Source organism: Actinomycetospora sp. CA-053990 (assembly GCF_050948445.1).
GTDB lineage: Bacteria > Actinomycetota > Actinomycetes > Mycobacteriales > Pseudonocardiaceae > Actinomycetospora > Actinomycetospora callitridis.
This window is the reverse complement of sequence record NZ_CP192043.1, coordinates 4,366,939-4,390,092: the sequence shown is the minus strand read 5'-3', so window position 1 is coordinate 4,390,092 and position 23,154 is coordinate 4,366,939. Positions and strand designations below refer to the sequence as shown.

General features: G+C 74.9%; 17 protein-coding genes. 8 read left to right on the top strand and 9 right to left on the bottom strand.

Annotated elements, in window-relative coordinates:
- Positions 1-15: 15 nt before the first annotated feature.
- Complete coding sequence (gene obgE / locus ACQPYN_RS22540) at positions 16-1,536, top strand: GTPase ObgE (RefSeq protein WP_433027908.1); 1,521 nt, start codon at positions 16-18, stop codon at positions 1,534-1,536.
- Positions 1,533-2,735 carry a glutamate 5-kinase gene (gene proB, locus ACQPYN_RS22535; protein WP_433027905.1) on the top strand — a complete coding sequence of 401 codons (1,203 nt, stop codon included), beginning with the start codon at positions 1,533-1,535 and terminating at the stop codon, positions 2,733-2,735. The genes obgE and proB overlap by 4 nt, the downstream gene beginning before the upstream one ends.
- A 28-nt stretch (positions 2,736-2,763) precedes the next feature.
- Here the strand turns inward: proB and ACQPYN_RS22530 are convergent, their stop codons facing one another.
- Positions 2,764-4,716: a DUF222 domain-containing protein gene (locus ACQPYN_RS22530; protein ID WP_433027902.1), complete on the bottom strand. Its 1,953-nt coding sequence runs from the start codon at positions 4,714-4,716 to the stop codon at positions 2,764-2,766.
- Between the two features lie 142 nt (positions 4,717-4,858).
- Between ACQPYN_RS22530 and ACQPYN_RS22525 the strand changes: the two genes are divergently transcribed.
- Positions 4,859-6,154, top strand: a complete 1,296-nt coding sequence (locus tag ACQPYN_RS22525; protein ID WP_433027899.1) for an aldehyde dehydrogenase family protein — start codon at positions 4,859-4,861, stop codon at positions 6,152-6,154.
- A 1-nt stretch (position 6,155) separates the two neighbouring features.
- Here ACQPYN_RS22525 and ACQPYN_RS22520 read toward each other — a convergent pair whose 3' ends face one another.
- From ACQPYN_RS22520 to nhaA, 8 genes are all read right to left on the bottom strand, one after another.
- Entirely contained in the window at positions 6,156-7,793 is a 1,638-nt protein-coding gene (locus ACQPYN_RS22520) for an N-acetylmuramoyl-L-alanine amidase (RefSeq protein WP_433027896.1), read from the bottom strand.
- Positions 7,794-7,906: 113 nt separating this feature from the next.
- Positions 7,907-8,365 carry an SRPBCC family protein gene (locus ACQPYN_RS22515; RefSeq protein WP_433027894.1) on the bottom strand — a complete coding sequence of 153 codons (459 nt, stop codon included), beginning with the start codon at positions 8,363-8,365 and terminating at the stop codon, positions 7,907-7,909.
- Positions 8,366-8,415: 50 nt separating this feature from the next.
- Positions 8,416-8,979, bottom strand: a complete 564-nt coding sequence (locus tag ACQPYN_RS22510; RefSeq protein WP_433027891.1) for a helix-hairpin-helix domain-containing protein — start codon at positions 8,977-8,979, stop codon at positions 8,416-8,418.
- A gap of 151 nt (positions 8,980-9,130) precedes the next feature.
- The gene (locus ACQPYN_RS22505) at positions 9,131-10,639 is read right to left on the bottom strand and encodes an acyl-CoA synthetase (protein ID WP_433027888.1); all 1,509 of its coding nucleotides are present in this window, start codon (positions 10,637-10,639) and stop codon (positions 9,131-9,133) included.
- A gap of 30 nt (positions 10,640-10,669) precedes the next feature.
- Complete coding sequence (locus ACQPYN_RS22500; RefSeq protein ID WP_433027885.1) at positions 10,670-11,563, bottom strand: MOSC domain-containing protein; 894 nt, start codon at positions 11,561-11,563, stop codon at positions 10,670-10,672.
- A gap of 10 nt (positions 11,564-11,573) precedes the next feature.
- Positions 11,574-12,443, bottom strand: coding sequence for a hypothetical protein (locus ACQPYN_RS22495; RefSeq protein ID WP_433027882.1), 870 nt, complete (start codon positions 12,441-12,443; stop codon positions 11,574-11,576).
- A 912-nt stretch (positions 12,444-13,355) separates the two neighbouring features.
- Complete coding sequence (locus ACQPYN_RS22490; RefSeq protein WP_433027879.1) at positions 13,356-15,482, bottom strand: RecQ family ATP-dependent DNA helicase; 2,127 nt, start codon at positions 15,480-15,482, stop codon at positions 13,356-13,358.
- Positions 15,483-15,531: 49 nt separating this feature from the next.
- A complete protein-coding gene (nhaA, locus tag ACQPYN_RS22485) occupies positions 15,532-17,415 on the bottom strand; it encodes a Na+/H+ antiporter NhaA (RefSeq protein ID WP_433027876.1) in 1,884 nt (627 codons plus the stop codon).
- Between the two features lie 241 nt (positions 17,416-17,656).
- Here nhaA and ACQPYN_RS22480 point away from each other — a divergent pair, with 241 nt between their 5' ends.
- The 5 genes from ACQPYN_RS22480 (at position 17,657) to ACQPYN_RS22460 (ending at position 23,153) form a co-directional block, all read left to right on the top strand.
- Positions 17,657-18,547 (top strand): AAA family ATPase, encoded by an 891-nt coding sequence (locus ACQPYN_RS22480; RefSeq protein ID WP_433027873.1) that lies wholly within the window; start codon positions 17,657-17,659, stop codon positions 18,545-18,547.
- 13 nt (positions 18,548-18,560) lie between these two features.
- Positions 18,561-20,021, top strand: a complete 1,461-nt coding sequence (locus ACQPYN_RS22475; RefSeq protein WP_274195759.1) for a vWA domain-containing protein — start codon at positions 18,561-18,563, stop codon at positions 20,019-20,021.
- Positions 20,022-20,043: 22 nt separating this feature from the next.
- A complete protein-coding gene (gene nadD / locus ACQPYN_RS22470; RefSeq protein WP_433027869.1) occupies positions 20,044-20,679 on the top strand; it encodes a nicotinate-nucleotide adenylyltransferase in 636 nt (211 codons plus the stop codon).
- A 144-nt stretch (positions 20,680-20,823) separates the two neighbouring features.
- Positions 20,824-22,110, top strand: a complete 1,287-nt coding sequence (locus ACQPYN_RS22465; protein ID WP_433027866.1) for a DUF6777 domain-containing protein — start codon at positions 20,824-20,826, stop codon at positions 22,108-22,110.
- Complete coding sequence (locus tag ACQPYN_RS22460; protein WP_433027863.1) at positions 22,107-23,153, top strand: hypothetical protein; 1,047 nt, start codon at positions 22,107-22,109, stop codon at positions 23,151-23,153. The genes ACQPYN_RS22465 and ACQPYN_RS22460 overlap by 4 nt, the downstream gene beginning before the upstream one ends.
- The last annotated feature ends 1 nt before the right edge of the window (position 23,154 follow it).

Sequence of the window (23,154 nt, the reverse complement as noted above, 5' to 3'; positions counted from 1 at the left end):
GACACCGCACACCCGATGGCCCGGTTCGTCGACCACGTGACGCTGCACGTCACGGCGGGGAGCGGCGGCCACGGGTGCGCGTCGATCCGCCGGGAGAAGTTCGTGCCCCTCGGAGGGCCGGACGGCGGCAACGGCGGGCGCGGCGGGGACGTCGTGCTGGTGGTCGATCCCGGTGTCCACACGCTGCTCGACTTCCACCACCGGCCCCACGCGGTGGCCGGCAACGGGAAGCCGGGCATGGGGAGCTTCCGTCACGGCGCCAACGCCGAGGACATCGAGCTCGCCGTGCCCGAGGGGACGGTCGTGCTCAACACCGACGGCGAAGTCGTCGGCGACCTCACCGGCATCGGCACCCGGCTCGTCGCGGTCCGCGGCGGTCGCGGGGGGCTCGGCAACGCCGCGCTGGCCGGGCCGTCGCGCAAGGCCCCGGGCTTCGCCCTGCTCGGCGAGCCGGGGGAGTCGCGCGACCTCGTGCTCGAGCTGCGCTCGATGGCCGACGTCGGGCTGGTCGGCTACCCTAGCGCGGGCAAGTCGTCGCTGGTCAGCGCCATCAGCGCGGCCAAGCCGAAGATCGCCGACTACCCGTTCACCACGCTGGCGCCCAACCTCGGGGTGGTCTCGGCGGGCGGCAGCACCTACACGGTCGCCGACGTCCCGGGCCTCATCCCCGGCGCCAGCGAGGGCAAGGGCCTGGGGCTGGACTTCCTGCGCCACATCGAGCGCTGCTCGGTGCTCGTGCACGTCGTGGACTGCGCGACGTTCGAGGCCGATCGCGACCCGGTGTCCGACATCCGCGCGCTCGAGGCCGAGCTCGCCGCCTACACCCCGGCGCTGGGCACCGACCTCGCCGCGCGCCCCCGGATCGTCGCCCTCAACAAGATCGACGTGCCGGACGCCGCCGACCTCGCGGAGATGGTGCGCGCGGAGGTCGCCGAGTTCGGCTGGCCGGTCGTGGAGATCTCCACCGCGAGCCACGCCGGCCTGCAGGAGCTGGCCTACAAGATGGCCGCGGCCGTCGACGAGGCCCGCGCCACCGCCGCCCCCTCGACCGCCCCGCGCGTCGTCCTGCGCCCCACCGCCGTCGACGACACCGGCTTCACGGTCGGCCGCGACCCCGAGGATGGCCAAGAAAAGCAATCCTGGCTCGTCCAGGGCGAGAAGCCCGAGCGCTGGGTGCGGCAGACCGACTTCACCAACGACGAGGCCGTCGGCTACCTCGCCGACCGGCTCGCCCGTCTCGGGGTCGAGGAGGCCCTCGCGGAGGCCGGGGCGGTGCCCGGCGACATGGTGACGATCGGCGTCAACACCTTCGACTGGGAGCCCTCGACGCCGGCCGGCGTGGCGGCGATGCGCGGCAACCGCGGCACCGACCCCCGCCTCGAGGGCATCGACAACGTCGACCGGGCGTCCGCGGCCGAGCGCCGCGCGGCCCGCGACGAGCGCCGCCGCCACCGCGACGACGACGAGCTCGGCATCGCGCCGTGGCACGAGGACTACGAGGACGTGCCCGCCGACCTCCGCGCCGACGATCGATGACTGCCCGCGAGGCCGTCGCGGGGGCGCGGCGGTTGGTGGTGAAGATCGGGTCGACGTCGCTGACGTCGGTCGACGGCGGGCTCGACGTGGGGCGCCTCGACGCGCTCGTCGACGCCGTGGCCGCCCGCGCGGCCGGCACCCAGGTCGTGCTCGTCTCGTCCGGGGCGATCGCGGCGGGCCTGCGTCCGCTCGGCCTGCCGCGCCGGCCCCGGGACCTCGCAACGCAGCAGGCTGCCGCGGGCGTCGGGCAGCTGCACCTCACCCGCGCCTACGCCGAGGCCTTCGCCCGCCACGGCCGCACCGTGGGGCAGGTCCTGCTCACCTCCCACGACGTCGTGCGTCGCCAGCCCTACCGCAACGCCCAGCGCACCTTCGAGCGCCTGCTCGGGCTCGGTGTCGTCCCGGTGGTCAACGAGAACGACACCGTGGCCACCGACGAGATCCGTTTCGGGGACAACGACCGGCTGGCGGCGTTGGTTGCCCACGTGATCTCGGCCGACGCGCTGGTGCTGCTCAGTGACGTCGCCGGGGTCTACGACGCCGACCCGCGCGACCCCGGAGCCACGCTGGTCCGGGAGGTCACGGGCGGCGCCGACCTCGCCGGCGTGCGCGTCGGCAAGACGTCCTCCCTGGGCACGGGCGGAATGGCCTCCAAGCTCGCCGCGGCGGACCTCGCCAGCGGTGCCGGGGTGCCGGTCCTCGTCGCCGCGGCCGCGGACGCCCCGGCCGCGCTCGACGGTGCCGAGGTCGGGACGGTGTTCGCGCCCCACGGCCCGCGACTGTCGGCCCGGCGCTTCTGGTTGCGCCACATGGCGGGCACGCGCGGGCGGCTGCACCTCGACGCCGGCGCGGTGAAGGCCGTGGTCGGGCGCCGGCGCTCCCTGCTCGCGGCCGGGATCGTGGGCTCGGACGGTGATTTCGAGGCCGGCGACGTCGTCGACCTCGTCGACCCGCGGGGGGACGTCGTCGCCCGCGGGGTCGTCGCCTTCGACGCCGAGGAGCTCCCGGAGATCTCCGGGCGGTCCAGTGAGGACCTGGCGCCGGAGCACCGGCGGGAGGTCGTGCACGCGGACGACCTGGTGCCGGTCGGTGCGACGGTCGCGGTTCCCGAGCCCGCGCCTACCGATGCCGCGCCTACCGACCCTGCCGCCGCTGATCCCGCGGCCAGCGATCCTGCGGCCACCAGTCCCTCGAGCTGACGCGTTCCCAACGCGGCGCTGCCCCGCGTCAGAAGGGCGGCGGGTCGTCCGCGGCGTGCACCGCCGGCGGGATCGCGGGGGTGTGGGTGGTGGTGCCCGAGCCCGTCCTGCGGAGGAACCGCTGCCGCCAGCCGGGATCGTCCTCGCTCCAGCCCTCGTCCGGCAGGGGCCGAGGCCGCGCTGAAGGGCGGGGCCGGGGGAGCGGCTCCAGGATCCTCTTGGGCAGGGTCGTGTGGTGGACGCCCGCGCGGGTGCGGATCTCGAAGCGACCCGGTGTCGGTTGCCGGACCCGCCAGCCGCCGTGGTGTTTCGCGCGGTGGTGGTGGCGGTCCCAGACGCCGAGGTTCCAGGGCGAGGTCGGACCGCCCAGGGCGTGGTCGACGGTGTGGTCGAGGTCGGCCTTGTGCGCGGGACGCCGGCAGCCGGGCGCGACGCAGTGCCGGTCGCGGACCCGGACCCAGCGGTCGATCTCGGCGCGCGGGCGTCGGCGTGCGGGATCGCCGGTCAGCTGCCGGGGCGGGTGGCCGAGGCGCGAGGTGACCTCGGGGAGCCGCTGCTGGAGCTCGGCGAGCAGCGGAGCCCAGGCTCCGTGCTCGTGAGGATTCAGGGCGGCCAGCACCGTCGTCGGGACCTGGAGCTCGACGATGGCGGTGCACGGCTCGTCCCCGGGGCGCTGTGGTGGGCACGGGCCGCGGGGGCGGGGTCGTCGCCGGGCGAGCAGAACCTGCTGGAGGCGGCCGCCGTCGTCGGTGAGCACGACCCGCCACTCGCCGCGGCGATGGCGTCGGAGCAGGGCGCGGGCGTCGTCGGCGAGCACGGTGCCGTATCCGGGGACCGTGCCCGGGAGCCGGTCGAGCCCGAGGGCCGTCGAGAGCCGCAGGCGGAGCTCCGAGGTCCCGCTCCGCACGCGCCCCGGGCCGGGCTCGGGCCCGTCGAGCATCGGCGGAAGGTGGTCGTGCTCGGGAAGGTCCCGGAGGTCGAGGACGCCCTGCGTCGGCGCCTCGCCGTCGGCCGGACCTGCGGCGTCGGGGCTGGGTTCGTCGGGGCCGTGTTCGTCCGGCCCATCGTCAGGCCCGGAGTCGTCGAGCCCGGAGTCGTCGGGCCTGGAGTCGTCGGGCCCGTCCTCGGGCGAGCCCGGGCCGCCGTCGGGCTCGGGAGGCGGCGGGTCGCGGTACTCCGCGGCCAGCGTGAGGGCGACGTTCCGGTCGTCGAGGCCCGCCAGGGAGCCGTCGAGCAGCCGCGCGGCCACCGCGGCGCGCAGGGTGCCGATCGGGATCAGCACTCCCATCCCGCGCACCGCGGCGGCGAGGGCGTCGACCCGGTCGCGCATCGACAGGCCGTCGACGGCGTTGACGTCGCAGATCGACAGGGTGGCCGTGCCCGACGGGTTGGGCGAGAGGATCACCCGGGCGTTCCTCTCGGCGCGCTTCTGGCGTCGCTTCGCCCACTCCGGATCGATCGCGGCCGCGGTCTCCTCGATGCGCCGGATGAGCTCGCCCACCGGCAGCTCGGGGGCCTCTGGCAGGAGCTCGGAGCAGACGTGGCGGGCGTGGTCGTCGGCGAGGTCGCGCGTCCACTCGCAGAACCGCTGCGCCTTGGGCTCGTCCAGCCACCCGGTGCGGAGTGCGTCGCCGACCTCGGGCAGCCGACCGAACAGGTCGTCGGCCAGGTCGAGCTTGCGGCCGGACATCGTGCGCGACCAGCCCAGGATCGCGGAGACCTCGTCGCCGGAGAACTCGTCGATCTCCGGGCGGCGGTCGGTGCGGCCCGCCTGCGCGCGACCCAGGTGGTGGATGGCCTCCAGGAAGCCCGCCGCGGCCTGGCTCTGGGCCCGTGCGCACGCCCGGACGTAGGACGCCAGGTCCTCACCGGCCAGCGCCGCCGGCGACAGCCGCTCCAGGGCGTCGACCAGCCCCACGCCGGGCGCGAGCGCGTCCAGCTCGGCCGCGAGGCCGGACCGGACGTCCTGGTCGATGCTCACGGGAACGACGCTAGAGGCGACCCCCGACAGTGGCGGCCTCTCGAAGGGCTCCCGGGCCCCTCGCGAGGTCACGGAACGGTCACGATTATCTGCTCCAGAGCCAGGGCCCCTGGGGGGACGCGGGGTGGGCACAATGGCGGGCGTGACGAGCCCGACCGCGACCACCCCGACCGCGACCACGCAGCGCACGCCCACCGAGATCGTCACCGACTGCGGCCGCCGTGCCGCCGCAGCCGCCCCGCGGATGGCGGCCGCGACCGATCACGAGGTCGCGACCGCGCTGCGCGGCATGGCGAGGCTGCTCGTCGAGGCCGCCGACACCGTGCTCGAGGCGAACGCCGCGGACGTCGAGGCCGCCGAGGGCGCAGGGACCACCTCGGCGCTCGTCGACCGCCTGCGCCTCGACCGCGCGCGCCTCGAGGGCATGGCCCAGTCGCTGGTCGAGCTCGCCGACATCCCGACGCCGGAGATCGACACCGTCCTCGAGGAGCGCCCGGACGGGCTGCGCCTGATCGAACGCCGCCGGCCCGTCGGCGTGATCGGGGCGAACTTCGAGGCGCGCCCCAACGTCGTCGTCGACGTCGCCTCCCAGCTGCTGAAGTCGCGCAACGCGGGCGTCCTGCGCACCGGCGGCGCGGCGCTCGCGTCGGCCACCGCGCTGATGGAGGCCGTCGTCGCCCCCGCGCTCGCCGGCGCGGGCCTGGACCCCGACTCCGTCGTGCTCGTCACCGACGCGCGCCGCGAGTGCGCCGTCGAGCTGGTGCGCCGCCCGGGCCTGATCCCGCTGGTCATCCTGCGCGGCTCCGGCGACACGACGCGCTCGCTCGGCCTCGAGGCCGCCCAGCACGGGGTGCGCACGCTCGCCCACGCCGACGGCGGCGGCGTGCTCTACGTCGACCGTGCCGCGCCCCTCGAGCTCGCGCACACGCTCGTGACCTCGTCGATCGACCGGCTCGGCGTCTGCAACCGCCTCAACCTCCTGCTCGTCGACCGCCACCGCTGGGACGAGCTCGTCCCGGGCCTGGTCGCGCTCCTCGAGGGCCACGGCCTGCGCGCCTCGCTGCCCCCGCACGAGCACGCGCTCGGGCACGAGTGGGCGCTCGACGACGGGAACGAGGCGACGGTGACCCTGGCGCCCGTGGACGGCCCGGCGCACGCGGCCACCACCGCCAACCGCGAGACGTCGGGGCTCGCGGCGACGATCGTGACCTCCGACGAGGCCTCGGCGCGGGAGTTCCTCGACACCTACGCCGGCACCGGCGCGTTCTGGAACGCCACCACCCGCCTGCTCGACGGCGTCAAGCTGCGCCGCGTCCCGGAGACCGGCATCAACGTCGACCACGTCCCCGGCCCCCGCGGCCCCGTGGTCTTCACCGACCTCTGCCTGCGCCAGTACGTCGTGGTCCCCGCGTCGACCGCGATCGGGCACCCCGAGTAGCTCAGGCGTTCGTGGTCACGGCCCCGGAGCTCGTGTTGAGGCGCAGGTAGCCGCGCTCGAAGTCCTGGCGCACCCCGCCGGTGACCGCGAACTGGTCGCCCTTCGGATAGCCGAGGCTCGACCGCTCGGAGCCCAGCTGCGCCCAGCGCGTGAGGATCGGGCCCCGCACGGGCCAGGCCCCCGTCGCCGAGGTCCAGTACACGACGCCGGACTGGAACTGGTTGTAGCGCCCGCGCCCGTCCGGGGTGGCCTTCTCGTCGGTCCGCGGCAGGCCGAGCACCGAGCCCGCGGCGCCCAGCGCGTCGTAGCGGGAGTTGATGACGCCCTGCACCGACCAGGCCCCGGTGGCGCTCGACCAGTAGACCGCGCCGTTGCTCCCGGAGAACCGGGTCACGCGCGCCGACCTCGACGTCGGGCTCTCGACCACCGACGGCTCGGCGAGCACGCTGCGCTGCGCCAGCCACTTCTGGCGGATCGGGTAGGTGGCGAGGTTGCCGACGAGTGCCGCGGTGCGCGAGCGGATGGTCGGCATGGAGCGGATGCCGGTGTTGCCGGGGCACTCGGTGGCGCCGACGTCGCGGTGCGCGAACACGGTCGGCAGCGTCACCGCGCGGCCCTTCGGGTAGCGCGACGTGCCGCCCCCGGCGCTGGTCAGCGTGACCGTGGCGTTCGGGTCGCGGTAGAGCCCGCCCAGCTTGTACGCCGCGAGCTGCGCCGTCGCCTCGATGGTGGCGGCCGGCGGGGCGACCGAGGTGAAGTCGCCCATCATCCCGATGCCGAAGGTCTCGCGGTTGAACCCGCCGGCGTGCGCGGCGATCACCGAGCGGGCCAGACCGCCGGCCCGCCCCTCGAACACCGTCCCGTACCGGTCGACGAGGACGTTGTAGCCGATGTCGCCCCAGCCCTGGGTGCGGGCGTGGTAGGTGTAGATCCCCCGGACGATGGCCGCGGACTCGGCGGCCGAGTAGGCGTTCGTGCCCGCGGTGTGGTGGATGGTCACCGCGCGCACGGTGGGCGTGTACTCCGGTGTCCACGTCATCAGGCGCTCGTCGGCGCCCCACTGCGCGCGGGTCACCACGGCCGGGCTGCTCGGGCTGCCCGTCGCCCCGCCGGGGGTGACGGCCGCGGCGGCGATCCGGGCGTCGTTGCTGCCGGTCCCGGGGTCGATCGAGGTGAGCGCCACCCGCTGGGTCACCGGCTGCCCGTCGGTGCTCGCCCGGACCTGGACCTCCTTGCTGTCGGCCACCCAGATCGGCTCGGTGCCGGTCGAGGCGGCGCGCCGCCCGTCGCGCTCGGTGTCGACCGGGTCGACCCGCGTCCACGGCCCGAACAGCCCGGTGGCGAGGCGGCTGCGCAGCTCGATGAGCTGCGGTGTCGGCCCGGTCCAGGTCACCGCGACGAGCTTGAGCGGATCGGGGCTCGTGGCCTGCCGTGCGCCGCCCGAGTCGGGGGAGGGGCTCGGGGTGGTGAGCTGCTCGTCCTCCACCTGCGACGGCGTCGCCGCCGCGGTCGGGAGCCGGGCGGGCTCGACGTCCTCGGTCTGGGCCGGCGGTGGCGCCATGCCGATCGCCATCGGGATCGACGGGGCGGCCGACGCCGGCACCCCCGTCGCCACCAGCACCGCCGCGAGCGGAGCCACGAGCCCCGCACCCACCCCACGCCCTACAGCCCGCGTCCTACGGCCCACGATCCCCCCGATCGGTCGTCCACAGGGAGAACGCGCCGGGGGTCCGGGAGATACGGGGCGGCTGATCAGCCCCCGGACTCGGCGATCGCCTTGATCTTCTGCAGCGTCGCCCGCATGTTCGCCCGGTTGGTCCGCCCGCGCGCCCAGCCGGCCATCGTCCAGTAGAGCCGCGTCCCGATGCTCGGGGTGAGGCGGAACGACTCGGTGACGTCGGTGCCGTCGTCCTTGGGCTGGAACCGGTAGTGCCAGTTGTTGATCGAGCGTCCGCCGACCAGCACCTCGAACCCGAACTCGCGACCCGGCTTGCACGCGGTGATCCGGCAGGTCGACCAGTAGGTCGGGCCCCGGCCGTTGCGGTGCACGTGCCCGCGGAAGCGCGTGCCCACCGCCGGCCCGGTCGCGCCGTCGAGCCACTCGGCCTCGAAGGTCTCCTCGCTATAGCGGTGCGTCTGCGTGACGTCCGAGACCAGCTCCCACACCGTCTCCGGCGACGCCCGGATGTGCTCGGTCACCGCGTCCTGCATCGCCCACTCCTCGGTCCGGTTCGGCTGCGCCGCACCGTAACCACAGGCGATCAGCGCCCGAGCACCACGGCTCGGTCGCGGACGTGGTCCCAGATCTCGTAGGGCAGGTCCGCCCAGACGAACACGTCCTCGACGGAGGCGAATCGGCCCGCCGCGGAGCGGCACGCGACGATGCGCCCGGCGTGCTCCGGCGCGATCCCGCAGGTGCGGGCGATGGCTTGGGCCGGCGCGGCGTTGAGGTCGACGAGCCCGCCGTCGTCGTAGGAGCGCGGCAGGTCCGGGCGCCCGACGCGCAGCTCGTGGGCCAGCAGGGGTCCTGGGCGGCGAGACGGCGGGCCTCGTCGCGACGACCGCGCGCCGCGAGCGCGGCGGCGACGGCCGGGTCCGGCAGCGGGCGGTCCCAGCCGGTGGGCCGGGCCCGGGGACCGAACACCTGATGCCGGACCACGATCAGCGTGGCCAGCCCGCCGACGAGGAGCGTGAGGATGCTCATCGAGGAGAGGGTCGCGAACAGGCCGGTCGTGGAGCCGTCGGGACCGCGGTCCGCCGCGCCGACGAACACGAACGTCGCGATCACGAGGACGAGCGAGCCGACCGCGGCGACCACGTGCCACGGCCGCCGGGTCCGGACGGCGGCGGAGGCCAGCGGTACCGGGAGCAGGAGCCCGGCGCCGAGCAGGTGGACGATGAACCACCAGCCGCCGCGGGTGAACCAGTTCCCGCGCCGCTCGGACTCCGGTGGCGGGCCGGACACCCGCGGGCCGCTCAGGACGGCACCTGGTCGCGCAGGACCCGCTTGAGCAGCTTCCCCGACTGGTTGCGGGGCAGCTCGTCCACGACGTGGATGCTCTTCGGGGTCTTGTAGCCCGCGAGCCGCCCGCGGGCGTGCGCGATCAGCTCCTCGGACGACACCTCGCCCTTGAGCACCACGAACGCCGCCACCGCCTCGATCCAGCGCTCGTCGGGCACCCCGATCACCGCGGCCTCGGCGACGGCCTCGTGGGTGTAGAGCGCGTCCTCGACCTCGCGCGACGCCACGAGCACACCGCCGGTGTTGATCACGTCCTTGATGCGGTCGACGACGGTGATGTAGCCCTGGTCGTCGATGCGCACCAGGTCGCCGGAGTGGAACCAGCCGTCGCGGAAGGCCTCGGCGGTCTCCTCGGGCTTGTCCCAGTAGCCCTCGCAGAGCTGCGGCGAGCGGTAGACGACCTCGCCGGTGCCTCCGGGCTCGACGTCGTCGCCCTGGTCGTCGATCACCCGGAGCTCGACGAACAGCACCGGACGACCGCACGACTCCGGGCGCTCGTCGTGCTCCTCGGGCTGCAGCACGGTGGCGAGCGGGCCGATCTCCGACTGCCCGAAGCAGTTGTAGACCGCGAGCCCCGGCAGGTGCTCACGCAGCCGGGCGAGCACCGGGCCGGGCATGATCGACGCGCCGTAGAACGCCTTGCGCAGGCTCGAGAGGTCCCGCGTGCCGAAGTCCTGGTGGTTGGCCAGCGGCACCCACACCGTCGGGGCCAGGAACAGCGCCCCCAGCCGGTCGTCCTCGACCCGGCGCAGGATCTCCGGGATGTCGGGCGCCTCCATGAGGTGGTTGACCGCGCCGACCATCAGGTAGGGCATGAGGAAGCAGTGCATGCCCGCCGAGTGGTACAGCGGCATCGGGTGCAGCGGGTCGTCCCCGTCGCCCATCGCCATCGCGTGCACGCACGAGACGTACTCGTGCACCAGCGCGCGGTGGGTCATCATCGCGCCCTTGGGCCGCGACGTCGTGCCCGACGTGTAGAGCAGCTGGACGAGGTCGGTGTCGGCGACGGTGCTGGTCAGCTCCGGGAGCTCGCCGGTGCGGGCGCGCTCCAGCAGGGAGCCCGCCGCGTCGCGCAGCGGGACCACCTGCTTCGGCTGGCTCTCCAGCGCGTCGACGGGGCCGGCCAGCGCCGGGTCGAGGAGCAGCAGGCGGCTGCCCGACTGCTCGACCAGATAGCCGAGCTCCTCGCCCGTGAGGGCGTAGTTGATCGGCACGTGGACCGCGCCGAGCCGGGCGCACCCCAGGAAGGCGAGCAGGTAGGCGTCGGAGTTGCGCCCGTAGGCGGCGACGCGGTCACCGGCGGACACACCGAGCTCGCCGAGGTAGCCCGCGGCGCGGGTGACGGCGTCGTCGAGCTCCCGGTAGGTCCACGTCCGGTCGGCGAAGTGCAGGGCGACACGGTCGGGGGTGCGGCGCGCGCTGCGCGCCAGCACCCCGTCGACCGTGCTCGAACGGGGATCCACGGGGTGTCCTCCTCGACGACGCGGGGCCGGTCAGGCGTGCGCGTCGCCGACGGCGACCTCGCCGCCCGCGGCGACGTCGGCGTAGACGCCGGCGCACGCCCACTTCCCGGCCACCTCGGGCTTGTCGATCTGGATGCGGTTGTTCTTCGCGACCGTGCGCAGGGTGTTGCGGTCCTCGGGGAGGTCCCCCTGGGCCATCGTCGTCATGACGCACCGCATGGTCTGGAACGTGTACGCGACCCGGACGTCGTCGCCGAGCGTCATCTCCTGCCCGGGCCAGTCGTTCTCGACGAAGCCGGGCGGGGTGTCGGCGAGGACGACGTTCGGCCGGTAGCGGCGCACGTCGAACTCGCTCTCCGGCGCCAGCTCACGCAGCCGCGCGAGGGTCGACTCGGTGACGACGTGCAGCGCCGCGAGGTCGTAGAAGCGGCCGGGCGGGGCGAAGGCGGCGACGTCGAAGTGGCTGATCGCCTCGCCGGTGTCCTCCTGGCGCTTGGTGGTCGCCTCGATGATGTGCTCGGGGCCCAGCTCGGCGCGCTCGATGCCGTCGATGTCGACCCAGAGCTCCTCGAACGCCACGCCGTCCGGCGGCGTGGTGATCAGCTTGACCTCGCGGCCGAGCACGTCCGAGAGCGCCTGGTCGATGTCGGCGTCGTCGCTGCGGCGCGTGGACCCGTCGGGGAACGTGATGACCACGGGCGGGGCCGCTTCCCCGGCCACGGGCTCGCCGGCGAACGCCGCCGAGAACTCGAGCAGCGTCGCCCAGCGCTTCGGGACCTTGGCGCTGGCGACGATGCCGGTCTCGACGTCGAGGACGGCGTAGGCGCGGTCGCCCAGCACCCCCCGCTCGTCGAACGTGGCGCGCGACAGGGACTCTCCGAGCATCGACTTGACGGGGTAGCGGTACAGAGCGGCGATGGTCACACCGGAGTGGTTACCACCCGGCGGCGCCGTCGGGAACCGGCCGCGCGGTCGGGTCCGTCCGATCGTCTTGTCCGACCTCTGGGAACCCCTCGGCGCCGAGCCACCCGGCGCCCGCGGCCACACCGCCCGCGACCAGCGTCGCAGCCGTGACGACGAGCAGGTACGAGCCGAGCCACACGTGCTTGGCGAGCTCGCAGTACCCGTCGCCGAGCACCGCGACGAGCACGATCCCGAGCGCGGTGACGGCGAGCGCGCCGGCAGCGAGCGCGAGCCCCCGGGCCGTGGGGGTCGTCGCGGCCGCCAGGCGCGGGACACGGGAAGCGATCAGCGCCAGCGCCGCGGCCAGGAGGGCCAGGACGACGACCGTCGGGGGCACCCAGCGCCCGGGCAGCCCGTCGAAGTAGACGAACGTCGGGCCCATCAGCTGCGAGCCCTCGGGGTAGGAGGGCCGGGGGACGGAGCCGCTGACCGTGCGCGGCCCGCCCGTCTCGCTCGCGAGGTAGGGGATGTGGGGCCGCAGGGTGGCGACGAGGCCCCGGTGCACCATCCGGGCCAGCACGAGCGGGTGCTGCGCCACCCACAGGCGCGCCGCGGAGCGCAGCTCGTCGGGCCGCGCGCCCACCGTCTCCGCCCACCCCGGCACGCTGCGCCCGCCGTCGAGGTAGAAGTGCTGGCCGGCCTGCCGGAACGCCTCGGGGCGCAGGCCGAGCGCGGCCGTCGCCGCCGGCCCCGACTCGGGGAGCACCGCGGTGAACGCGAGGTTGTGGGCGTTGACCTTGTCGTAGGCCGCGTCCTGGGCGGCGATGCCCGAGAGCACCGCGGGCGCGGCGACGGCGACGGCGAGCAGGGCGACGGCGATCCCGGCGCCCGGCGCCACCACCGCCGGGTACCGATCGTGACGACCGCGCAGACCGCCACCGCCACGAGCCCGACGGGCAGGAACCCCGGCTTGCCCGTGGCGGCGACGACCCCGCCCAGCGCGATCAGGCCGAGGGCCGCCGCCCGCGCGCCCCGATCGGTCGGGCGGGTGACGGCGACCGTCAGCAGGCCCCACGCCATCCAGGCCGCCCCGAGCAGGCCGGCCGACTCGCTGAAGGAGGAGACCAGGAACCGGGACCACCACGGGACGGCGAGCAGCGGGAGCAGGGGTGGCACGACCACCGCGAGCAGGACCGGGGCGACCCGTCCGGCTCGCCGGCCGGCCAGGGAAGGGGCGGACGTGGCGGCGAGGGCGGCGACGCCCGCTCCACCAGCGAGCAGACCGACGTAGACCGCGGCCAGCCACTCCAGCGAGAAGCGGTCGGAGCCGTCCGGGGCCGGGGGCGTGGCGTCGAGGGCGGTGGTGACCGCGACGGTCGCCTGCAGCACCAGCCCGGCCGAGGAGGTGGGCGCCTCGCGGGGACAGCCGGGGCCGCCGGTGCGGTACTCGGTGACGGCGACCCCGTGGCCCGGGGCGGCGCGGTCGGAGGTGTCGGGCACGAGCCCGGCGACGCAGTACAGGCGGATGGCGTCGCCGTTGTCCGCGGCGCCGATGGCGTCCCCGCCCACCAGTCCCAGCCGGGCGAGCAGCCCCGCGCCCACGAGCAGGGCGACCCCGACGGCGAGCAGCAGCCGGATCCCGCGGCCGACGACCGGCGCCCGGGGCGGGCCCTCGGGGCGCAGGTCTCCTTCGACGGGGTGCTCGGTGCGCTCACCGACCGTCGTCCCGGCGGTCATCGTCCCCCTCGTGCGCGGTGCGACCGTGTCCCCGGGCAGGGTGCCAGACCCCTCCTCGAGCCCGGCACCGACAGGCTCAGCCGGTGGTGGCCAGCACGAACGGGAGCACGCCGGGCGCCCCGGCCCGGCGCAGGAGCATCGCTGCGACGGTGAGCGTCCACCCCGAGTCGGCGACGTCGTCGATCAGCAGGACGGGGCCCGCGCCGAGGTCGAGGCCGGCCGGCACCGAGAGCCGCCCGTACACCTCGGCCAGGCGCTGTGCGGAGTTCGGCGGCTCCGGCTCGCTGTCGTCCTCGGGATCGAAATAGCGCGGCGGGGCGCTGTCGGCCAGCGCGCCGAGGAGCGGCAGCCGGCCGATCGAGGCGATGCGCTGGGCGAAGCTCTCGACGAGCGCCGGACGCCCGCGGCTGGGCAGCCACACGATCCCGGCCGGCCGCTGCGCCCAGTCCCAGCCCTTGAGGACCTCCACGGCCGCGTCGACCAGCGCGTCGGGCACGAGGTCGTCCCCCTGCAGCAGCGGCCGCAGGCGCGGGCCCCACCCGACGTCGGTGAGCCGCCCGATCGCGCGCCCGTCCTCGGCCGCCTCCTCGGGCTTGATCTTGCCCTTGAGCGGGACGTCGAGGGCGTCCATGCCGCTGGGCCACTGCTTGCGCGGCGCGAGCGGTACCCCCGGCCGGTCGAGCGTCGCCTGCGCCTGCACGCGGACGTCCTCGCCGATCGTGGGGTCCGCGTGCCGGCCGGTGCAGTTGTCGCAGCGCCCGCACGGCGTCGCGCCGGGGTCGTCGAGCTGGCGGCGCAGGAACTCCATGCGGCAGCCGTCGGTGGCGATGTAGTCGAGCATGGCCTGCTGCTCGGCGCGCCGGGCCTTCGCGAGGCCGGTGTAGCGGGCGCCGTCGTACTCCCACGGCTGCCCGGTGGCCTCCCAGCCGCCCTTCACGCGGCGGACGGCGCCGTCGGTGTCGAGGACCTTGAGCATCATCTCCAGCCGGCCGCGGGAGAGCTCCACGCGCGGCTCGAGCGCGGCCGTGGACATCGGGCGGCCGGCGTCGCCGAGCACGCTCAGCGCGACCCTGACCTGGGGCTCGGCGGGGAACGCCAGCGAGGCGAAGTAGGCCCAGATGTCGCGGTCCTCGGGGCCGGGGAGCAGCAGCACCTCGGCGCGCTCGACGCCACGGCCGGCACGTCCGATCTGCTGGTAGTAGGCGACGGGGGACTGCGGGGCCCCGAGGTGGACGACGAACCCGAGGTCGGGCTTGTCGAAGCCCATCCCCAGCGCCGACGTCGCGACCAGCGCCTTGACGCGGTTGGCCAGCAGGTCGTCCTCGGCGCGCTCGCGCTCGGCCGGGTCGGTCTTGCCGGTGTAGGCGGCGACGGGGTGCCCGCGCTCGCGCAGGAACGCGGCCAGCTCGTCGGCGGCCGAGACCGTCAGCGTGTAGACGATGCCCGAGCCCGGCAGGTCGTCGAGGTGCTGCGCGAGCCAGGCGAAGCGGTCGGCGCCCTTGGGCAGCGGGAGCACCCCGAGACGCAGCGACTCCCGGTCGAGCTCGCCGCGCAGCACCAGCGCGCCGTCGCCGTGGCCGGAGACCCCGAGCTGATCGGCCACGTCGGTGGTGACGCGGTCGTTCGCCGTCGCCGTGGTGGCGAGCACGGGCACGCCGTCGGGCAGCTCGGAGATGAGCGTGCGCAGCCGCCGGTAGTCGGGCCGGAAGTCGTGCCCCCAGTCGGAGATGCAGTGCGCCTCGTCGACGACGAGCATCCCGGCGGTGCGCGAGAGCTCGGGCAGCACCTGATCGCGGAACTCGGGGTTGTTCAGGCGCTCGGGGCTGACGAGCAGGACGTCGACCTCGCCGGACTGGACCTGGCCGTAGACCAGTGACCAGTCGTCGGTGTTGGCGGAGTTGACCGTGACCGCGTGGATGCCGGCGCGGTTGGCCGCCTCGATCTGGTTGCGCATGAGCGCGAGCAGCGGGCTCACGATCACCGTCGGCCCCTTCCCGCGCGCCCGCAGCAGCGCGGTGGCCACGAAGTAGACCGCCGACTTGCCCCACCCGGTGCGCTGCACCACCAGCGCCCGCCGGCCCTCGGCCACCAGCGCGTGGATCGCCGACCACTGGTCCTCGCGCAGCGCGGCGTCGGGCCCGGCCAGGCGCTGCAGCGTGGCCTCGGCGTCGGCGCGCAGATCGGACTCGGTCGCGACGGTCATGGCTCCATGGTGGACGACGGGTCCGACAGGCCGGGTGGTGCCTTGCGCCTCACACCGGGTCGGGCGCCTCCTCGCGCTGACGCGTCAGCTCGGCGATCAGGGTGTCGGCGTCGTAGGGACCGATGTGGCGCACCGGCGGCGAGCCGTTCGCGCCGAGGTAGAACGTCGGGGTCCCCGGCAGCTCGCTGGTGCGGGCGTCGATCTCGTCGTCGGCCACGCGGTTCTGCGCGTCGCCGTCCCGGAGATCCTCCTCGATGCGGTCGACGTCGAGACCGAGGTCGGCGCAGTAGCGCAGCAGGTCCTCGCGTCCGAGGGCGTCGTTGTGCGCGAAGAAGGCGTCGTGCACGTCCCAGAACCGGCCCTGCCTCGAGGCGGCCTCGGAGACCTCGGCGGCGGAGCGGGCGTCGGGGTGGTAGTCGTCGAGCGGCATGTGCCGGAACACGTAGCGCACGTCGTCGCCGAAGTGCGCCCGGACCTGCCGGATGCTGCCGGTGGCCTTGCTGCAGAACGGGCACTCGAAGTCGCCGTACTCGACGATCGTCAGCGGCGCGTCGACCGGGCCGCGGATGTGGTCGCGGTGCGGGTCCACGGGCCGCAGCAGCTCCATGGACGGCTCCTCGGGCTCGAGCCCGAGCCGCGCCCCGATGCGGAAGACCCCGGAGCCCAGCACGAGCGCGATCACCGACGCCGCCAGCACGCCGACGCGCGCCTCGTCGGCGAGCAGGGGCTCGTCGTCCAGCGCGAGGTCGACGATGAACAGCGAGATCGTGAACCCGATCCCCGACAGCGCCGCGCCGCCCGCCACCTGCGGGATCCGGAGTCCCGGAGCGAGGCTGCCGGGGCGCAGGCGCGCGAACAGGGCCGTGGCCCCGGTGATGCCCACGAACTTGCCGAGGACGAGGCCGAGCACGACGCCCCACGTCAACGGGGAGGTGAGGGACGCCCGCAGCGTCTCCGCGGTGAGGGGCACGCCGGCGTTGGCCAGCGCGAACACCGGCACGATGATGAACGCGGTGTAGGGCTGGTAGAGCCGCATGAGCCGTTCGTTGACCGACACCGCCCGCTCCAGCCCGAGCCGCGCCGAGCGCGCGTACTCGGGGTTCGGCGACTGCCGGAACGCCCTGGTGAGCGCGGCGGCCCGTTCCACCAGTGCGCGCTTGGGCGGGTAGACGGGCAGCAGCAGGGCGATGAGGACCCCGGCGAGGGTGGCGTGCACACCGGACTCGTAGAAGGCCACCCAGGTGATGAGCGAGACGATCAGGTAGCCGCCCCCGCGCCACACCCGCAGGCGCTTCAGCTGCCAGATCGCGAGCAGTCCCAGCACACCCACCGTGAGCGGCACGAGGGACAGATCGTCGGTGTAGACGACGGCGATGACCGCCAGCGCGCCGACGTCGTCGGCGACGGCGAGCGTCAGCAGGAAGATGCGCAGGCGCTCGGCCCGCCCTGGCCCGACCACGGCGAGCGCGCCGAGCAGGAACGCGGTGTCGGTGGAGATCACGACGCCCCACGCGGACGCGGCCGGTCCCGACGGGTTGAGCAGCAGGTACAGCAGCGCCGGCAGGACGAGGCCCGCGACGGCCGCCGCGAGCGGGACCGCCGCCTTCGACCGGTCGCGCAGCTCGCCCATCGCGAACTCACGCTTGACCTCGAGCCCGATGACGAAGAAGAAGAGCGCCATCAGGCCGTCGTTGACCCAGTGCTGCAGGTCGAGGTCGATGCCCGTGTCGCCGACCGTGATCGCGAGCTGGATGTCCCAGAACGCGTCGTAGGTCCAGCCCCAGGGGGAGTTGGCCCAGACCAGCGCGAGCACGGTCGCCGCCAGGACGAAGACGGCGGCCAGCGACTCGCTCGAGTCGCCGCGACGGGCGGCCTCGATGCGGTCGAGCACGCCCTGCCACGGGGACGGGCGGGTCGTCGTCATGTCGGCCATGGGGCCCGGTCCTCCTGGGGAGCAGCACGGTTCCGGCTGCCGGGCGCGTCGTCGCTGACCGACCGGCGGTCGCCCGTGCTGCCCTCGCGGACCGGGGACGCGGGCGCCGCGCGGGGAACGGGACGGTTCGGACGCCGAGGATACCTACGCCGGGCGACCGTGGGTCCCGTCCACGACGACCGATGGCCATCGCGTCACCACGCCGGGACAAGCGCCCGATCACCGGGCAGGATGCCGGGGCGTGAGCACCGAGCCGGTCGGCGAGAAGGCCCAGAAGGCCCTGTTCGACTCCGTCGACGACGTCGCCACCCGGCTCGCCGACGTCGGCTACATCGCCTCCACGGCCGTCGCGACCACCGTCTTCCTCGCCGACCGCCTCGGCAAGCCGCTGCTCGTCGAGGGCCCCGCGGGCGTGGGCAAGACGGAGCTGGCGCGTGCGGTGGCCGAGGCGACGGGCAGCGGCCTGGTGCGCCTGCAGTGCTACGAGGGCATCGACGAGGCGCGCGCGCTCTACGAGTGGAACCACGCCAAGCAGCTGCTGCGCATCACCGCGAGCCAGGGCGAGGCGTGGGACTCCACGCGCGACGACGTCTTCTCCGAGGAGTTCCTGCTCCCGCGCCCGCTGCTCACCGCGATCCGGCGCACCGACCCGACCGTCCTGCTCGTCGACGAGACCGACAAGGCCGACGTCGAGGTCGAGGGGCTGCTGCTGGAGGTGCTCGGCGACTTCCAGGTCACCGTCCCCGAGCTCGGCACCGTGGTGGCCGCACAGCGCCCGTTCACCCTCCTGACCTCGAACGCCACCCGCGAGCTCTCCGAGGCGCTCAAGCGCCGGTGCCTCTACCTGCACCTCGACTTCCCCGACGCCGAGCTCGAGCGGCGCATCGTGCTCACCCGCGTGCCGCAGCTGCCCGAGGCGCTCGCCGAGGAGCTCGTCCGCATCGTCGGGGTGCTGCGCAGCATCCAGCTCCGCAAGGCGCCGTCGGTGTCCGAGACGATCGACTGGGGGCGCACGCTGCTGGCCCTCGGGCTCGACACGGTCGACGACGCGACGGTGCGCGCGACGCTCGGCGTCGTCCTCAAGCACCAGTCCGACACCGAGCGGGCCGTCGCCGAGCTCCGTCTGAACTGAAGGGGCTGAACCGATGGCCTCTCCCGTCGTGCACGGCGGCCTGCCCGCCCACCTGGTCGACTTCGTCGGGGCGCTGCGGCGGGCGGGGATCGCCGTGGGGCCGGGGGAGTCGGTGGACGCCGCGGCGGTGATCTCCGAGCTGGACCTGCTGCGCCGCGAACAGCTGCGTGAGGGCCTCGCGGCGGCGATGCTGCGCCGCTCGGGGCAGCGCGCGGTGTTCGACGCCCTCTTCGACCTGTGGTTCCCGCTCGGGCAGGGCGCGGCGCTCGGCGAGGTCGCGCTGCCCTACGCCGAGGACGGGTCGGTCGACGTCGAGGCGCTGCGCGACCTGCTCGCCGGGCTGCTGCGTGACGGTGACACCGCCGCGATGGCCGAGCTGGCGCGCGCGATCGTCGACGGGCTGGGCGCGGTGGGGAAGGGCCAGGGCGGTCAGGGGCAGGGCCAGGGTGGCGGGGGAGGCGACCGCGGCCAGGGTGGTGGGGGACAGCCGTCCACCTGGTCGGCGTACCAGGCGCTCAACGCGGTCCGTCCCGAGACGCTGCTGGCGCGCGTGCTGGCCGACCTGCGCGGCGGGGCGGACGCGGCGTGGGACAGCCCGTTCGCCGAGGAGGTCTCGCGCCGCGAGGTGCGGGACCGGATCGCGTCGTTCCGCCGCATGGTCACCGACGAGGCCCGCCGGCGGGGCGCGGAGGTCCGCGGGCGTGAGGCGGCGGCGCGCACCGGCGTCCCGAAGCAGGGCGACCGCGTCGACTTCCTGACCGCCAACTCCGAGCAGCTCGCCGACCTGCGCCGCCGCGTCGCCCCGCTCGCCCGGCACCTCGCGTCGCGGCTCGCGGCCCGGCGCCGTCGGGCGCGGCGCGGCCCGATCGACCTGCGCCGCACCCTGCGCCGCTCGATGTCCACCGGCGGCGTGCCGATGCGCCCGGCGTACCGGCGCCCGCGTCCGGGGCGCCCCGAGCTGGTGCTGTTCTGCGACGTCTCGGGGTCGGTGGCGGGGTTCAGCCACTTCACGATGATGCTGGTCCAGGCCCTGCGCGAGCAGTTCTCCCGCATCCGGATCTTCTGCTTCGTGGACGGGTGCGTCGAGGTCACCGACCTGTTCGGGCCGGGGTCGGACCTCGGCGGCGTGATGGCCGAGATCACCGCACGCCCGGGCCTCATCGCCTTCGACGGGCACAGCGACTACGGCTCGGCGCTCGGGCGCTTCCGCGAGGGCTGGCCGGACGTCGTCGGCCCGCGCACGTCGCTGCTGCTGCTGGGCGACGGCCGCACCAACTACCGCGACCCGAACCTCGCGGTCCTCGGCGACCTCGCCGAGCGCTCCCGTCACGTGCACTGGCTCAACCCCGAGCCACAGGCGCAGTGGGGGACCGGCGACTCCGCGGCCCGCCGCTACGGCCAGGTCGTGCCGATGCACGAGTGCCGGACGGCGGCCCAGCTCGCGGGGGTCGTCTCCGGGCTCCTGCCGGTCTAGTCGAGATCACTAGGCTGACCGGGTGGGACAACGCCGGATCGGGGTCATGGGCGGCACCTTCGACCCCGTGCACCACGGGCACCTCGTCGCGGCCAGCGAGGCCCAGGTCCGCTTCGCGCTCGACGAGGTCGTGTTCGTCCCGACGGGGCAGCCCTACCGCAAGACGAGCGAGTCGGTCAGCGCCGCCGAGGACCGCTACCTCATGACCGTCGTCGCCACGGCCTCGAACCCGCGCTTCACCGTCAGCCGCGTCGACGTCGACCGCGACGGGCCGACCTACACCGTCGACACCCTCCAGGACCTCGCGACGATCTTCCCGGACGACGAGCTCTTCTTCATCACGGGCGCCGACGCGCTCGAGCAGATCCTGTCGTGGCACCGCGCCGAGGAGATGTTCCGGCTCGCGCACTTCGTGGGGGTCACGCGGCCCGGGTTCGACCTCGACGACGGCCACCTCCCGAGCGGCTCGGTGAGCCTGCTCGAGGTGCCGGCCATGGCGATCTCCTCGACGGCCTGCCGCGAGCGCGTCGCCGCCGGCGAACCGGTCTGGTACCTCGTGCCCGACGGCGTCGTGCAGTACATCGCCAAGCGCGGGTTGTACCGCCGGCGAGGTGAAGGTTCGGTGCTCGGACCGACGGAGCACGTGTCCTCTGAGTAGCCCTCGGCTGGACCGTTCGGTGTCGATCCCACCCACGGACGAGTGACGGTGCCGCGCGCCGACTAACGCACTGTGTCTGTTCCCCGAGATCTCCTCGAAGGTCGAGCCCGGTCGGGGCCCGGCCGCTCGGGGGGAGTGATCTCGGTGCTGACGCCGCCGCAACCCGTCGTCCCGCAGGCTCCGCCGCTGCCGGCGCGGGGTCCGTCCCGCGGGATGATCGCGCTGATCGTCGTCCTCGGGATGCTCGTGGCCGCCCTCGGCGGGGTGATCGTCGCCCGCGAGATGGGCGCGCCGGCCGAGGTCGCCCTCGAGCCGGTGGCCACCGCGGGCGCCAACCCGTTCATGGACAGCGTCGGCTCCGACGTCCCCGACGTCCGGCCAGTCGCGAACACCGGCGGACGGCACTCCGGCACGACCCCGGGCCTCTACGGCGGTACCGGCGACGACGCGTCGTGCGACCGCTCCCAGCTCACCCGCTACCTGGGCGCGCACCCCGACCGCGCCGCAGGCTGGGCGTCGGTCCTCGGCCTGCGTGACGGGTCGTCGTCGACGATCTCGAGCTACGTCGACGGGCTGACCTCGGTGGTCCTGCGCTCCGACACCTACGTCACCAACCACGGCTGGAGCGACGGCAGCGTCACGTCCTGGCCCGCGGTGCTCCAGGCCGGCACGGCGGTGCTCGTCGACCCGTACGGCAACCCCGTCACCCGGTGCTTCTGCGGCAACCCGCTGACGGCTCCGCAGTCCTTCAGCACCGTCGCCTACGTCGGCCCGCGGTGGACCTCGTTCACCTCGAACTCGGTCACGATCATCAACCACCAGACGACGACAGTGACGAACGACTACACGATCATCGACGTCCACACCGGGCGCGGCCACGACCGCCCGCGGGGTACGGACGGCGAGCGGGACGTGATCAACGTGAACGTCCACGCGGCCTTCCCCGAGGACCGGGAGCAGCAGGAGAGCGACGAGGCGGCCGGCGCGGGCACCCAGGACGGCGCGGAGGACCGCAGCGGCTCGGCCCCGGACGTCGTCGCTCCGGCCGCCGGCGGGGAAGACGCCACGGGTGTCCCCCCGGGGGACACCGGTCCCGGGACGTCCACCAGCCCCGGGTCGTCGACCACCACGTCCACCAGCCCGGAGTCGTCGACCACCACGACGACCCCGTCGACATCCAGCGCCGGGGCGGCGCTCGCCGGCACCACCTGGACGGCGGGCTCGGAGTGCCCCTTCGGCCCGGGGACCGTCGCCTTCGGCTCGGGCGGCCAGCTCAGCGGCGCCGTGTCCGGGACGTACAGCGCGAGCGCGGGGACCCTGAGCCTCACGACCTCGGCGGGGAGCACGACCTTCGATCTGCCGGGCCCCTCGACCACGACGTTGACGTCCCTGAGCAGCCCTGCCTGCACGCTCACCTCGACCTCGTCGTGAGCCGCCACCGTCAGCCCGAGGACGAGGCCCCGGCGGACGTCGCCGTCGACCCCCCGACCGGGCCGTTGACCCTGCCGCCGTCGGTCGTCGTGCCGCACCAGCGGCCGGCGTCGGAGCCGGTGACGCCGTCGGAGGAGGTCGGTGAGGAGACCGAGCAGGCCCCGCCCACCCGGCACGCGCTCACGATCCTCACCCCTCGGCGAGCGATGATCGCCCCGACTGCTCCTGCGGACCCGCTCAGCGGGCCCCACGGAGCACCCGGAGCGATCACGGACCCGGTCACCCCCAGGACGGGGATCCCGCTCCCCGCCGAGGTGCGCCGGGAGTGGGCCGACGCCCCGGGGAGCTTCGCCCGGTGGGGCGCCGAGGGCCCGCGGACCCTCCCGCAGGCGGCGCTCCCGGCCCTCCCGCCGCGCCCGGTCCCACCGGTGGTGTGGGGTCCGTGGCCGCCGGAGCCCTCGATGGGCCCGCCGCCGCGACGGCGGGGATCGAACGGCTGGCTGATCGCGGCGGTGGCGGTGCTCGTCGTGCTGCTCGTCGGACTCGGCGTGGGGCTCGTGCGCCCCGAGCTCTTCGGGCTCTCGGCCCGGTCGCCCTTCGCGGCGTCCGGGGAGGCGGCACCCGTCACGACGTCGTCGCCGGTCGCGCCCGCCGCGAGTGCGCCCGTCGACCCCGCGGCGGAGCTGGAACGTCTCGCCCGCTCCGACGCGGCCGCGCTCGCGGCCGTCGAGAACGCCTGGGTGCCGCAGCTGTCGTCCAAGCGGGCGGGCACCGTGGCCTCGGGACGCAGCGACGACGCGGCGGCGATCCTCGCCGAGCACGAGCAGCTCCGGGCCCGCCATCCCGGGGCGCGCCTGCTGTGGTCGGGCGACTGGCCGGTGTTCGGCGGCGACGACTACTGGGTCACGGTGCTCGCGACGCCGTCGTCCTCGGCGGGCGCGGCCAACTCGTGGTGCGACCGCCAGGGCTTCGGCGCGGACGACTGCTTCGCCAAGTGGCTGGCCCGAAGCGGCGGCAGCGAGGGCACCGCGGTGCACCGCTAGG